This window comes from Mesorhizobium sp. BR-1-1-10 (genome assembly GCF_020165595.1).
In the GTDB taxonomy this organism is placed as follows: Bacteria; Pseudomonadota; Alphaproteobacteria; order Rhizobiales; family Rhizobiaceae; genus Mesorhizobium; species Mesorhizobium australicum.
Map to the genome: position 1 here is coordinate 236242 of NZ_JAIUIL010000009.1, position 14064 is coordinate 250305.

The following is a 14064-nucleotide window of genomic DNA, read 5'->3' on the forward strand; positions in this document are numbered from 1 at the left end:
TGGCTTGTCAATCGCGGCAAGCAACAAACGCATCGGCTGGGTTCGATACCGGTCTACCGGCGCCTCCCGCTTCGGCCGAACCTGGCAAGGCCGATGCCCTGGCCGGGACAAGCAGATTGTCCTCGTCGCGGCGGCTGGCCTTGCCCAATTCATCCCTCTGGTTGAGCCGATCGGCAAAACCGCGGTGAAAGACAATACCGTTCAAACAGGCAAACGTCATCGCAAGGGCGGCGGTTCGCAGGGGATAATCGACGAGGGAATGAACGAGCAGAAAAGCTAGCGACAGAAAAGCCGCCTTCTGCAATGGTTCCCCGCGAATTCTGGCGGACGATGCGGACAGCAGCACCGCATAGGCAACCATCAGCAAGATAACTGGCAAACCGCCCTCCAACGCCAATTCCAGATAATCGTTGTGCGCATGATTGACATAAGACTTGAAGATCATGCTGCCTTTTTCATGGATCTGGTAAACCTTCTGAAAAGCACCAAATCCGACACCGATGGTCCAATTCTGCTCAATTCCCTCAATCGTGGTCCGTGCGAATTCGGCTCGTCCGAAGGCCGGGTCGACCAATTTGGCATCGATCTTTGCCCACGCGCCGATCGTGTAGATCGAAAGGCCGATGAAAACCGCGAGGATGACATAACCACCAACCCTCGAGCGCGCGGACAGGAAGACAACGGAGATGGCGGTGATCGCCAGCCCGATCAAAATGCCGGCCCGCGAACCGGCGGCCAGAAGCAGCAGCAGGAGGGTTACCAGACCGAGCGCTCCTGACAGAAGGTGGCCGCGGAACAAGCCATAATATACCACGAAGGGGATCGAGACGAAGAGCAAGGCCGAGAAGTGGTTCTGGTTGGCAAAGAGACCCGCATTGATGGTAAACGGCAGCAGTCCCTCGATGGCGACGGTATCGGAGAGCGAATACTGGATCGCCGCCGCCAGGCCATTGCAGATCACCCCCATGAAAAAGAACGGCAGAAGACCGTGGACCTGCTCGGCGCGCAGGCGCAGGACGGCGAGGAAGAACGCCGCGGCCGCGACAAAATAGAGCATGCACTCGATGGTGCGCCCCACTCCGACGCTGACGAAGCGCAACCGGCTTTCGCCATCCAGCCATGGATCCGCAAGCAGCACCGCGGGCCGTACCCCCTCGAGCAGGGTCGCGGGCAGCGGCACGACCTGAAAACAGAACACCGCAACCACAAGAGCAAGCAACCACAACACGGCGCGGGGAATTGCCTGTTCCGACGGCCTCGAGAGGATCGCCGCGGCGCAGATGACCGCCGCAATCTCGATCAGCGTCTCGGTGTACAGACCGCTCGCGGTGCCGCCACCAATCAGCATCGATAGAAAGAGCACCGAGCCAAGCAGATATTTATCCCACTGCGTGGGCTGTCGCGACCGTTCCCTCACGACGATACTCTTTCGATGCTCAATTTGTGCATGACCAACGTCCCGACATACCGAAACCGCCAACTCTGTGCGATCGCGGCCGTTTCCAGTCTCAGCAACTGCATCGGGCACGCCGCCGGCCCAACCGTGAAGTCCAGGCTCAGGCTTCGCCTGTTGAAGGTGCCTTCCGGTATGTTGAAGCGCGCGATCTCGTGTGAGGGAGCGACGCATCTGAGAGACCAGAACAAATCCTTCGGCAGTTTGAGATTCGTGGCCGAAGCGTTCAGGGAAATCCTGTAGGAGCCAGGAGGAAGTTCGATAAATTGCTGAAGCGCCGCGTTCTTGACGGGCGTGTTCAGAAATCGAATCGTCGCTCCGCTGTCGCTTTCACCTGCATCCCGCGATCCGGCGAAGGTGATCTCCATACCCGACCGGTCGTGTATCACCCAGTCGAATGGTTTGCCGCTGTGGACCGGTTCGAAGCCGCCGTTGAAAATGTAGCCGCCCAGTTTCCGTTCCTCGTCGGACAGGCTGAAGAGAAACAGCCGATAGGCCGGGTCATATTGCCTTTGCTTGATGTAGCCATCGATCACGGCCGACAATTCGTTGGACGTTGGAGACGTCGGGGACCCCGCGAGATCGAGCAACAGTTGGTTTGCGGCTGCCAAACCCTGGGGGTTCTGGCCAAGGGTCGAAAAAAGCTTGCCCCGCCATGGCGCCTCCGCCCGGATGGCGGCGAGCACGGCCCCGTACCCGTCGGGATTGGCGAGAATGGCGGGCCAACCGGCGGCCACGGTTGAAAATTGATCAGGCCACCGACGCAGCAAGATATCGATCTCGGCTACAGCCCTTACCAGGTTGCCCGTCGCGACGGAGCGATCGATGGATCTCTGCAATGCGTGTATTTCGGTCTTGGACAGCATTCGAGCTCGATCAAAGAGTTCGAACGCCTGGTCCTTCTCGCCCTGGCGATACTTGATCTCACCGATTAGGCTATAGAGGCGTGCATCCGCGACGTTGAAGCGAAGCGCATTCCGGGCCTTTGCGGCCAACCCGTCGAGATCGGCACCGTCGTTCGTCTGGTTCAGTTCGCCGGCGATCTCGCCTATCAAAGCATCCACGTTCAACGGATCCAGCGCGAGAGAGACGCTTGGCGTTCCCGTCTCAAGAAGACGACTTAGCCCGGTCGACGAAGCCATCAACACCAGAACGGAGGCGACGAACCAAACGCCTGAACGCAGGAGACTTTGCATGCGCGGGCTGGCCTGCTCCACCATCGACTTTGCCCTCGATTTTCGGGGTATTCGTGCCGTATTCGTAATACTGGGAATTCATGTATTTGTAGGCGTAGTTGTAGTCGAACTTGTTCACCTGGAATTTCGACATCGCTGCCCCGATGACATTCGCTCCGGCTGCTCGTAGACGCTTCAGAGCCGTTTTGGCGGATTTGCGGGTTACCTGGTTGGTGGAAATCACCATCAGCGTGCCTTCGGCAAGCCGGCCGAGGATCGGCGCATCCGAAAGGCCAACGACGGGCGGCGCATCTATGATGACCAGATCGAAGCGCTTGCCGAGATTGGTGATGATCAGCGCCATTTTGGGCGAAGAGAGCAGGTCCGCCGGGTTCGGCGGTATCGTCCCCGACGTCAGAACAGTCACATTGGGATATTTCGTCGCTCTGAAGATACCGGCCAGATCTTCCTTGCGAACGGTGTTTGTCAGGAGATTGCTCAAGCCGATCGCGTTGTCGAGGCCGAACAGCCGATGCAGATTGGGTTTGCGCAAATCACCGTCGACAAGCAGAACCTTTGCGCCGAGAGCGGCAAAATCCTGGCCAAGCTTGAACGATGTGGTCGATTTACCCTCCGACGGTTCGGAGCTGGTCACCAGCAGCGAACGCGGCGCCCCTTCCGCTCCTGAGAATTGCAGCGACGTCCGCAACGAACGATAGGCCTCCGAAAGCCCCGACTTCTGATCGGCTATGCTGGCTATGAGTTCCCGGTCATCGACGAGCGGCAAGATGCCGAGCATGGCCAATCCGAGTTCTTTTTCGATCTGCTCCGGATTTGTGAAGGTGTTGTTGAGCAATTCGACGATGTAGATGATCGACGCACTCAAGGCCATGAACAGCGCCAGGGCTATTGCAAGATTGATGCTGAGGCGAGGAGAATAAGGGCTCAAGGGCCGGGTCGCGAAATCGACAACGGCAGCGCTTTGCGTCTTGAGCTCAGAACTCACGCCGACTTCGTTCAGCTTGGCGATCAGGCCGTCATACTGCGACCGGTTGGAATCGACCTCGCGCTTGAGGATGGTGTATTTGATGTTCTTGTCGTTGAAGACGATCTGCTGCTTTTCCAGCTCCGTGAGCTTGGCCTTGAGGTCGGCTTCCTTGTTCTGCGCTTCCTGAAATTTCAACCGTAGCGAGTCCGTTATCGCCAGTACGCCATTGTTGTAGAGCCGCTGCAGTTCCTTGATCTGCGACTGCAACTGCTGCATTTCTGGAAAGCCAGGTTTCAGGATGCCTAATTTCTGCTGGTATTGGCTTGTGAGGTCCGCGAGCTTTTCACTGAGCTTCTGCAGGCCTTCGCTCTCCAGAACCGGACCGAGACTGGCGCCACGCCCCTTGTCCACCTGATCCACCATCCGCCCGGCATCGAGACGCTCCTGGATTGCGGTCGCGAGTGCCGTGTTGAGGGCCTCGATGTTTGACCCGATCAGCGATTTGTCGCCGGTGACGGTAATGCCGGCATCCTTGGCATAGGCGACCAGTTCCTCCTCGGACTTCTGCAGCTTCTGTTTGACCTGCAGGACCTGCTCCTGAATGAACTGCCTTGCCAGATCCGACGTCTCGCTGGTCTGGTCGAGACGTTGATCGATGAAGCTCTGGGCGACCTGATTGGCGACATCGCTCGCATATTTCGGCTTCTGGTCGACGAAGGTGATCGACAGCAGGCTGGTGTTCGTCACCAGATTGACCGTGAGGTCATCGAGGACGCGCTTGATCGCCATGCCTTCCCGCTCTTCGGGCGTCTTTTCCTGGATCGAGAGCGATTTGGAAATTCCGAAGGCGCGGTAGAAGATGTTGCCTATTGAAAAACTCGGAGTCGGAAACAGGAAGTCCGGCTTTTCGGCTAGGCCCAGTTGAAAGACCACGCGCTGCGCCAAGGCCCTGCTCTTCAATTTCTCCCGGGCGGTCAGAAACGCCCGGACGTCACTGTTTTCGGAAACCACCTCAATGTCCTGGAAGACCTTTGCCGAAGGGACCAGAACCTCCAGCTGCGTCGTCGCTTGATATTTGGGTGTCTGCATCATCGTCACAATGACACCGGCGACGAGGCCCGCGACGGCCATCATGACGATCAGCCAGCGATACTGGATGACATAGAACAGCAAACGGAGCGGATTGAAGCCCTCGTCCTGGGCGGCATAGTCACGACCATACGGGCTATAATTCTGCGCCCCATCGTAATAAAGATCCGCGGACAGGGCTTGGCCATATCCGGGGCCGGCAATTTGGGGCTGCCTGTTGCGATCGAGCATGGCGCAAGGTCATCCTGGTTTGTCCGTGGCCGGCCGTGCCTGTCTTATGGAATGACCGCAATGCGGGCCGCGCTCGAGGCGAGACCCAACGCGTCCTTGAGATTGTTCATCGCGATTTTCGACTTCGAAGCGAAAACGACGATCACGTCGCCGCCGTAGATGCGCGGGTTGCGATTCTTGCCTGCGCGAATTTCCTCGACATTGTAGTTGGCGACCAGCCTGCTCTGGCCAAAATTGCGATAGACGAAGACCTTGCCGGCGTCGCCGACAGCATTGAATCCTCCGGCGAGTGCGATCGCATCCAGCAGGGAAGCGCTGCTGGACACCGGATAGATGCCTGCCCTGTTGACTTCGCCGTCGACCGTAATGCGCTGGCCTACCGATTCCTTCACGAAAATCGTCACGTCGGGCGATTGCAGATATTTTGCGCCGTACGCGGTCTCGATTTCCTTCTCGAGCTGACGAACGGTCTTGCCGGCCGCGGTCATCGCGCCAATGAGCGGAAGGGAAATCTGGCCGCTGGCATCGACCTGAACGGTCCTGTTCAAATTATCGACCTGGAAGACGCTGACTTCGAGCACGTCGTTGGCTGACAGCGGCTGCTCGCTGCCATTTTGCGTGTTTTGCGGCGCTGGCAGGTCTTTCACCACCTGCAGCGCACCACCGCCGGCAAGGGCCGTCGAAGACGATGTCGGTTGCAACGCTTCGACGGAGGCCGTCGATGATGTCGAAGAAGAGCTCGCGCAAGCAGAGAGTGCAAGCAACGCGGCCAGCGTCGGCATACCTGCATTGTTTCTGGCAAGATCGAAAATGTTCATCCCAGAGACCCGCTCTTGAACAGCCGACCCAATCCGCCGAAACGGCTCGCGCTGCCGGCATACAATTTCTTGGTGCTCACTTTTCCAATGGGCGCGAGCGGCTGATTCTGCAATATCGCGCCCGGGCGTTTCACCGCCATATTGTAGGCTTCATCTTCGCCGCACCGATTTGCGATGGCGACCACCGCCTGGGAAAGCCCCGGCCGACGCCTCGACGGGCCGTGCGCATCGGATGCGATGATGTCCACCCTGCCTTCGTCGAGCAGCTTTTCCGAGTAGTAGAGAGCGGTCCGGCCAAAGGCTCCTACGACCGAATCCGCCGTGAGCTGGATAAGGCAGCCCAATGCGTTCAATCGCTCGACTACGTCATAGTTCGATTTGATCCAGGTCAACCGTTCAGGATGGGTCAGGATCGGAATATAGCCCGCGCCAACGAGGCGGGAAGCGAGATCCTCGAGCCGCGGCGGCAAGATGTGATGCGGTGGCTCAAAGAGGAAATAGCGCGATCCGTTCAACGTCGGCACTTTGCCGAGCTTCAGCCGGTCGGGAAGATCAGGCGAAACATGAACGTCGGCGCCGACGTAGAGGACAAGCGGGATGCTGGCGCAAGCAAGTTCCCTGACCAGCGCCTCGACTGCCTGGGCAATATTTGTCGTGCCGTTCTCATAGACGCCGGGCATGACGTGCGGGGTGCACACCATATGCGTTGTCCCATCAGCCGCTGCCAGCCGCGCCATTTCGAGCGATTCAGCCAGACTGGAAGAGCCATCGTCGAGACCAGGCAGAATATGGGAATGCAGGTCAATCATTGGCGTTTCTGTCTGCATGGAGGCAAAGCGATGCCGCTGTCTCGACAAAATACAAACGCATCACCCGCATGGCGGCGAATGACGCATTTCACAAGCTTACGCAGAACAGGAACGCTGGGGACCGACTAGCGGCTGACGGCGTCATCGTCATCCTGCAGGCCGAGAAGAAGGGCCGCGCCACCGCCAATCGCACCGGCACCGAGGAGAACCGGCAAAACGCCGGGCTCGGAACCGGCCGGCACGACAGCGGCTTGCGGTGCATCGAACGACACGCACATACCGCCCTCGGCAGGGTCGATCTGGACGGTCACATTCGCCGGAACGTTGAACGCGCAATTGGTGCCCACAACCAGGGAAGCCGAAGCCTGCGCCCCCGTCATGATGCGTGCGCCCGAATAGACCGGCGCCTCGCCATTCACACCGGTATAACCGCCAGCCTGTGACATCCGCACGTCACCCTGGACGTTGGTCAACTGGCCGACCACACTTCCCGAAACCGGTATGGCCGCAAGGCAGGAACACTGCGCTGCCTGTGCGAAAGCCGCGGACCCGGCAAACAATACATTTCCCGCTGCGAGCGCTACAAAAGCAATAACAACTCCAACTCGACCCGTCATTTCCGCCCCATCGAAACCAGCTATTCCCCGCCAGGATCGCCCACACTATTTCAACAACTACTAATGCAATATAGTTAACGAACCCATCTAAAGACACTATCGGCGCGCCGCGGCCAATCACGGCAATGGGCCACAGCCTTCAACGGCTGACAGCGCTGTCGTCGTCCTGCGTAGCCGCAAGCACGCCGGTCGCAAGAAGCGCACCAGAAAAAATTCCCTCGGGCGGACCGAAACCGCCGACCGCTCCGCCAGACTGCTGGATGGCGGCGGTCTGCTCGGAGCCAACCAGCTTGAGGCAGATGTTGCCCTCGACGCGAGAGACATCCAGGCTCGAACTCGCCGGCACATCCAGGTTGCAGCCGCCAACGGCCACGGACGCCGACCCCTTGGCCCCGACCACCACACGACTGCCGGAATCAAGCATATTTCCTGCCTTGGCCGGGCCGTAGCCGGCGGCCTGCGACACCATCACATCGCCATTGACGGAAACAATGGATCCAACCGGATTTGACGCACCATGATAGGCAGTCGCGCAACTGCAAGATGCTTTCTGAGCAAATGCGGAAGCGGAACCGAAACCGACGGAAACAACAAATCCAACCACCACGGTTCTGACGATGAGATTCATTCGTTTTGCCCTTCTCTCGAAGCCGCTCCTTGGAACTTGCAAATCAAAAGTTCATGACATCAGCGCGTAACAGTTTTTTGCCACAATTCCAACCTGTTTCGCGCCGGCGCTAGAATTTTGACTTGCCTCGTGCCTTTGGGAGCTCACCATTTTAGAAATAGCGCATGAAAAGTTCTGATTATCGCCGGCGAATTTCAGATTACCCGAAAAACAATTGAGATATCCTTTGCCCCGTGACTGCGCGCGAGCGCTCCTGATCAGACTTGGCGAACGGGAAGGTGGTTCACCATCACCGATGCAGCCACGGCAGCTTGCGCCTGGTCGGACAATCGTGGACTGGCAGCGGCTCATGAAGCCCCGGCGATCGGCCGCTAAGACGGAAATAGATCCGGTGTCAGCCGGCTCACGGCCGGCGATGGCCGCTCATCACGTTGCGGCAGCCGTAAGCTTCTCTATCTGATGCATGTAGCTCTCGACGACGATCGTTTCCGAAAACTGCCGTTCAACCTTTTTCCGGCTCTCGTTCCCCATCGCGTCCCTGGAGTGGCCGTCCATCGTCACGAAATCGATCATCCGTGCCGACAGGTCGCTGGCATCCCTGACCTTGCAAAGGAAACCGTTGACGGCATGGTCCACCACCTCCTTGCAACCGGGCACGTCCGTGGCGATCAGAGGTTTGCCCATCGCGGCCGCCTCGAGCAGTGAGCGTGGGGTACCCTCCCTGTAGGAAGGCAGGACGACACAATCGGCAGCGTCCAGGAAAGGGCGAACGTCGTCGGTGGCACCGAGATACTCGACCAAACCCTCGTCGACCCATTGCTCGATTTCGGCGCGGCTGACCGCGGTTCGGTTCTCGACATCGAGAAAGCCAAGGAGTTGGAAGCGCACCGCAGGCGCCTGGCGACGGACGAGGCGGGCAGCCTCGATGAACTCACCGACACCCTTGTCCCATAGCAGCCTAGCCACCAGCAGAAATACGATGGCACCGGACGGCGCGCGCTGGCGCGGCGACGGCGAGAAGCGCGCGAGATCGACGCCTGAGCCGGGCAGCAGCGCGGTCCGTTCCTTGCGCACGATGCGCGCGCCGACGAACAGCATCCGGTCGTCGTCGTTCTGAAAGAAGACCACCTTCGAACGGGCCAGCGCCAGGCGATAAAGGGCTTTGGCGATTCCCTGGAGAAGGCCGCCCTGGAGGAAGACAGTGCCGAGCCCTGAAACATTGTTTATGACCGGAATGCCATTCAGGTTTGCAGCCATCGAGCCGAACACGTTGGGCTTGATGGTGAAGCCTACGAACGCCAGCGGCTTCTCGCGGCGCAGGATAAGCCAGTAGCGCCACAGAAGCGCAAGGTCGCGAGCAGGCGAGGTGCCGGAATTGTCGATTTCGATGTCGACGTGGCGGCAACCCATCCCTGGGATCAAGGATGAATACTCGTCCCTCGGCGCGACGACGACGACATCATAGCCGCGCCGCCGCAACGCCTCGATCAGGCCCTTGCGGAAATTGACCACGTTCCAGGACGTGTTGATCGAGATGACAATCTTCCTTCCCACCTCGGACCCCACTCCCCGCCCCTCCGGATGTCCTTCAGCTCATCGACGCGCGCGTCCGCACGGTTCCAGTCCCAAAAGTCTCGAACAACCGCAAGATCACGTCATCATCGGCAACTGAAGAAATGCGCATGAAACATGCATCCCTTGCAAGCCGCAGGTCCTCGGGCCGGGCAATAAGCCCGGCAACCGCGCGAGCGATGTCTTGCGGGTCGTCTGGGTCAAAGTCGAACCCGGACCCCGCAGGGAGGTAATGCCTCGTGCCGCTGTCGCGCGACATCAATACGGCACATCCCGCCCAGGCGGCCTCGACGGGAGATACCGCGGCAGGTTCCGTACGCGAGGGCAATATCAAGAGATCATGGCTGGCATAGATCGAGATCATCCTGTCATGAGCTATGTTGTTTTGAAACCGAAGTCTGTCCGCCAGTCCAAGCGCTTGGGCCTCTTGCCGCAAGGCCTCACAAAAAGCCGCGTCGGAATGCGTCGCCTCCTCGCCGCACAACGTTATGGAGAATGGTGTGGACGCCGAGATCACCGCCAGTGCCCTCAGAAGCAAACTGTGCCCCTTTCGCTCCCGGTATTTTGCCACCATCAGGATTCGGGGCGGCGAATGCAACGGCCTGCCTCGCAGCGCTCCGATCCGGATCGGCTCGAAGGGATTTCCGAATGGCAGGGGCATGGCGCCTCCCGCACCGACGGAGCCAGGATTCGACGGGAGCCGTGACGTGAAGTGCGCAATCCCGAGTTGCCGAAAGACAGCTCTGCGGATCCATGTGCCGCTCCATGCCTGAGGCCTGACATCCTCCTGATCGTAGATAACCAGCTTGCGGCCTTGCAAAATCGCACACAACGCGGCGACCCTGCAGAACCATCGCGTCACGCCGCGCACGATCACCACATCGGGATTCTCGACCCGAAGATGTCTCCAGTAGGAAACAAGACCGGGAAAGGAAAAGGGTGAGTTTGGGATATCGCTCGGACCCATGTGCATAACTCTTCGTGACAGCGCCGATGGTGCCACTACATTGGGAGAAACAAGTGTGTAATTCTCCGTTGCCCCTGTTTCGACGACGTCGATTGCAACATGATGCCCGGCCGAGGTCAGTATGCGCACCCAAGGCACAACATTGGTGTGGTATCTTGGTAGGCAAAACAAGTATCTCAAGCTGTCAGACCTGGGATATTTTCCGTGATTCGGATCTGCTTTTTCAGCAATAATTGCGAAACCACCATCATTGCCGTGTAGACCAGCGCCGATGCGATCAGACCGGCCCAGGCGATACCCGGAATTCCGATCCAGCCCGACAGGACGAACGAAAGCGGCAGGTAGACGATGAATGCCGACGCCATGATCTTGAGAAGCGGTTTTGTTCCGGCCAGAACCTGGATCAAAGGATTGAAATGCATTCCGGCCAGGCCGAGACACTCGGCCGCGAACAAGATAGCGAAAAGCAGCGAGGCATCGGCATAGGCCGAACCGGCGGCCAGAACCACGATGAATTTTTGCAGCACGACACCGCCCGCCGCCATGCCCGCGGCGACACATGCCGAGACCATCGTGATGCGGGCGTTCAGCCTGTTTAGGCGGGACGGAGATTCTTCGTTGGACAGTCTCGCGAGTTCGGGAAAGATCACCTGGTTCAAGGGCCCAGTCAGCCGGGACATCATCGTCGCCAGACGCGACGCCACGGAATAGGCGCCGGCGGCAACATCTCCTAAAAGACCGGCGACAAGGAACAAGGCTACATGTCGTCTAGCACTCACCAGGGTCGACAGCACACTGGTCCCGGTGGCCATGACAAGGAATGTCCAAAAGAAACGCCGCCTGGAACGGGAACGAAGCGGATTGAATAGTTTGATGTTCTCGCGTCGGGCATAGACAAGCAGCCGGACGAACAGCGCCAGATTGTAGAGCGCACCGATCGCCGCCAACACAGCCACATAGGCGATCAGAGGCGCTTCGATGGCCCAAAGGACGAGCGAGGCAACAACCACGGCAGCCCCCTGGGCGAGTTGATTGCCGGCAATGACGTCGTACCGCCCATTCAGGCGAAGCACGCCTTTGGGGGTGCCCGCGAGGCTGGCCAGCAAGGTGAGACTATAGATCAGCGCCAGAAGCCGATCCTGGTGGGATACGCCGATCGACTCCCCAAACAGCAGGACCCCACCAACCGCCACCGCAGTGGCGACAACGGCCGCCGAAACGTCGAGCGCGATCCCGCATGAAGCTGCCCGGCCAAGGCGCGAGCGGGACCTGGCGGACAGCCTGATGACAGGCTGCCAACTCTCAAACGTAGCGAGGCCGGAGATGAACGTGACATAGGCCTGGATTACGGCGAGGGTGCCAAAATCTCCGGGGCCGAGCGAGCGTGCATTGAGCGCCAACGCGATGACGGAACACAAAGCCGCCACTCCACTTGAGGATGTGGTCATGGTGACGTCCCGAGCGACCCTGCGCGCGCGTATCCATCCAGAAGGTTTGGCTATCGCCGTCATGTGCTCAGCCATGGTCCCGGCGCAGGCCCCGCACTCCCGCTTCCATCGCAGGCGCTTGCGGGAAGCACTTTCGATGGACATACACCAGCCCGAATATGAAAAGCGACACAAGGATGACCCGCTTGGCGGAGATGAACGCGCCGAGCAGTTCCTTGCGCTGGATGTAGAATGTGAGGTGGATGATCGCCACGATCAGACCAGACTTGAGCGTCGCGCTGCGCACGTTGCGGATTATTGCTTCGATGGCGACACAGACCAGGGAAAGAATAATGACGAGCAGCGGAAATCCGGCGTATCCGAAATTTGCATAGAACTCCGCCCAGATATTTGCCGCCACACCGCCACTGTAGCCCGGAAAAAGCAGCGGCTGGACCTGCTCGTTGTAAGTACAGCCATCCTTGCCGAAGACCGCATCCGAAAATGGAATGAAAGAAAGTGGCACCAACCAGAGATTGGAACAAGGCAAGGTGTAGTTATATTTTACGATAAGGTCCAAATGAGCCAATGTCATGAACTGCTCCAACCCGACAAGGGTGGAATCTGACAACTGGTCGAATTTTATTTTTTGGCCGACAAGCTCGAAATTCCCCGCCTTCACCGCGGAGTAGACAGACTTGTACACTGCCAGAAAAAAGAACGCTGAAAATCCGCCGATGACATACCGTTTTCTTATCATCATCAACGGAACATTCCTGTATCTTAGATACAGTAAAGATAGGATAGTTATCGCAACCGAGGATCTATGCCCAATATAGAGCGTTAAAATTAATCCTAGGCAGCTCAGGGCCATAACAAGCTTGGATTTCCTCCACCCGGCCAGAGCCCCAAAGACCACGCCGATGATACAGGCGTTGTAAAATATATACTGAAACCGACCAGTTGACGATAAAACATCCGCCTTAGACGCGGAGAAAAGTGCCGGGTTCGCAATCGAAATTCCGCCGAAAATAATGACCATCGCGATTATTATCAACGACTCTCCTTGGCTATCTCCCTCAATTTCGAAACTCTGGCGTCTCGGAACGAAGCCAACCATCGCCGCGGCGATGCAAACCATGGAAACGGCGATGGCATACCCCGTGCCCAAATCATATGTAAAATCATACTTCCTTCCGCCAACGTCAACGTACTGAAAGCCGCCGGCAAGAAATGGAACAAAATAAAGTAGGCTCGATATAAGCAAAAGCATTTGCGGCGTAAGCGCAAAGGGTGAAACCAGGTAATCTCTTCTGACGTCCCGCGCCTTCACCCTATTGCCTAGCTCCCAATATCCTCACGCCCGGCGGCTCACAAATCCGGCTGGTGTCTGCGGCCCTCCGAATGCCATCCGAGTGCGGTACGGCGGGCGACATGTCGTGCGGAACGGGCCTGCCGACACCTAGACCTCGGCCATGATTACATGGGCCTGAATTTTGGCGGCGACTTCACCGCTGCCGTGTCGGTCTGCGATGGCGGATGCCGCGTAATCGGTTGCAGCGTCCAGTTTTCCAGCTTCCCTGGCCTCGATTTCGGTGCGAAGAACAGTGCCTTGACAGTAGGCAACGGCCGGAAGGCGTGGCGAGGATGCGCGGCTCTGTTCGGCTCTCGTCTCGATCACCACTCGAGAGAAGCCTGCATCCTCTAGGTCGCGACGGATCAGCACCTTGTCGTGATAGCCGTGCGGCGTGCGTGCCAGGAAGCGCGGGGGATCGTCGGGAAAGATCCGTGCCAGAGCGTTGGTCACGTCATCGGCGAACACATTCTCCTCGATGCGATCCCATACATTGAACAAAAACCGTCCGCCGGGCTTCAGGACCCGCCTGGCTTCGCGATAAGCAGACGTGCGGTTCGGAAAGAACATCGCACCGAACTGACAACAGACAAGATCGAAGGCCGCATCTTCAAATGGCAGCGCCATCGCATCCGCTTGGCGCCACTCGATGCGGCTATCAGGAGTTTGTCGCGAAGCAGCGTAGTCGAGCATCGGCTGGTTTAGGTCGGTCACGACATAGCTTGCGTCGGGCGACAGTCTTGGCGCCAATGCGCGGGTGACGACCCCGGTGCCCGCGGCGATTTCCAGGACCGCGCCGGGCGATAGGGCCGCTGCTCGCCGCGCGATATCCGCAGCGAACGGCTCAAAGATCAAAGGCACCATGTAGCGGTCGTAGTTTTCCGGAATTGAGCCCGCGAACAGCTTGTCGGTTTCCAACATGACAATCCCCACCGT

At 58.5% G+C, this 14064-nt stretch carries 12 protein-coding genes; all 12 read right to left on the reverse strand.

The genetic code is table 11. From position 1 onward, the window contains the following. Positions 1–7: 7 nt before the first annotated feature. The 12 genes from LB555_RS21110 to LB555_RS21165 all read right to left on the reverse strand — a co-directional run bounded on the left by LB555_RS21110 (position 8) and on the right by LB555_RS21165 (position 14049). The gene (locus LB555_RS21110; RefSeq protein WP_224683661.1) at positions 8–1417 is read right to left on the reverse strand and encodes an O-antigen ligase family protein; all 1410 of its coding nucleotides are present in this window, start codon (positions 1415–1417) and stop codon (positions 8–10) included. Continuing rightward, the gene (locus LB555_RS21115) at positions 1414–2673 is read right to left on the reverse strand and encodes a hypothetical protein (protein WP_224683662.1); all 1260 of its coding nucleotides are present in this window, start codon (positions 2671–2673) and stop codon (positions 1414–1416) included. Before LB555_RS21115 ends, LB555_RS21110 begins: the two co-directional genes overlap by 4 nt. Then, a complete protein-coding gene (locus tag LB555_RS21120; RefSeq protein ID WP_224683663.1) occupies positions 2561–4936 on the reverse strand; it encodes a GumC family protein in 2376 nt (791 codons plus the stop codon). The genes LB555_RS21115 and LB555_RS21120 overlap by 113 nt, the downstream gene beginning before the upstream one ends. Before the next feature lie 44 nt (positions 4937–4980). Then, positions 4981–5754, reverse strand: a complete 774-nt coding sequence (locus LB555_RS21125; RefSeq protein ID WP_140618675.1) for a polysaccharide biosynthesis/export family protein — start codon at positions 5752–5754, stop codon at positions 4981–4983. Beyond that, positions 5751–6563, reverse strand: coding sequence for a tyrosine-protein phosphatase (locus LB555_RS21130; RefSeq protein WP_224643572.1), 813 nt, complete (start codon positions 6561–6563; stop codon positions 5751–5753). Before LB555_RS21130 ends, LB555_RS21125 begins: the two co-directional genes overlap by 4 nt. 125 nt (positions 6564–6688) lie before the next feature. Continuing rightward, the gene (locus tag LB555_RS21135; RefSeq protein ID WP_224683664.1) at positions 6689–7123 is read right to left on the reverse strand and encodes a hypothetical protein; all 435 of its coding nucleotides are present in this window, start codon (positions 7121–7123) and stop codon (positions 6689–6691) included. A gap of 196 nt (positions 7124–7319) precedes the next feature. Next, positions 7320–7808 (reverse strand): hypothetical protein, encoded by a 489-nt coding sequence (locus LB555_RS21140; protein ID WP_015318732.1) that lies wholly within the window; start codon positions 7806–7808, stop codon positions 7320–7322. Between the two features lie 426 nt (positions 7809–8234). After that, positions 8235–9362: a glycosyltransferase family 4 protein gene (locus tag LB555_RS29395; protein ID WP_224643574.1), complete on the reverse strand. Its 1128-nt coding sequence runs from the start codon at positions 9360–9362 to the stop codon at positions 8235–8237. A gap of 34 nt (positions 9363–9396) precedes the next feature. Beyond that, positions 9397–10347: a glycosyltransferase family 4 protein gene (locus tag LB555_RS21150; RefSeq protein WP_224683665.1), complete on the reverse strand. Its 951-nt coding sequence runs from the start codon at positions 10345–10347 to the stop codon at positions 9397–9399. Positions 10348–10523: 176 nt separating this feature from the next. Continuing rightward, positions 10524–11939, reverse strand: a complete 1416-nt coding sequence (locus LB555_RS21155; RefSeq protein ID WP_318013028.1) for a lipopolysaccharide biosynthesis protein — start codon at positions 11937–11939, stop codon at positions 10524–10526. Then, complete coding sequence (locus LB555_RS21160; protein ID WP_224683666.1) at positions 11863–13107, reverse strand: hypothetical protein; 1245 nt, start codon at positions 13105–13107, stop codon at positions 11863–11865. The genes LB555_RS21155 and LB555_RS21160 overlap by 77 nt, the downstream gene beginning before the upstream one ends. A 129-nt stretch (positions 13108–13236) precedes the next feature. Continuing rightward, entirely contained in the window at positions 13237–14049 is an 813-nt protein-coding gene (locus LB555_RS21165) for a class I SAM-dependent methyltransferase (RefSeq protein WP_140663246.1), read from the reverse strand. Between the last annotated feature and the right edge of the window lie 15 nt (positions 14050–14064).

Bases quoted from the DNA above. Each gene is read 5' to 3' on its own strand.
- LB555_RS21115 (WP_224683662.1), bottom strand. From the start codon at position 2,673: ATGGTGGAGCAGGCCAGCCCGCGCATGCAAAGTCTCCTGCGTTCAGGC.
- LB555_RS21120 (WP_224683663.1), bottom strand. From the start codon at position 4,936: ATGCTCGATCGCAACAGGCAGCCCCAAATTGCCGGCCCCGGATATGGC.
- LB555_RS21125 (WP_140618675.1), bottom strand. From the start codon at position 5,754: ATGAACATTTTCGATCTTGCCAGAAACAATGCAGGTATGCCGACGCTG.
- LB555_RS21130 (WP_224643572.1), bottom strand. From the start codon at position 6,563: ATGATTGACCTGCATTCCCATATTCTGCCTGGTCTCGACGATGGCTCT.
- LB555_RS21140 (WP_015318732.1), bottom strand. From the start codon at position 7,808: ATGAATCTCATCGTCAGAACCGTGGTGGTTGGATTTGTTGTTTCCGTC.
- LB555_RS21150 (WP_224683665.1), bottom strand. From the start codon at position 10,347: ATGGGTCCGAGCGATATCCCAAACTCACCCTTTTCCTTTCCCGGTCTT.
- LB555_RS21155 (WP_318013028.1), bottom strand. From the start codon at position 11,939: ATGTCCATCGAAAGTGCTTCCCGCAAGCGCCTGCGATGGAAGCGGGAG.
- LB555_RS21165 (WP_140663246.1), bottom strand. From the start codon at position 14,049: ATGTTGGAAACCGACAAGCTGTTCGCGGGCTCAATTCCGGAAAACTAC.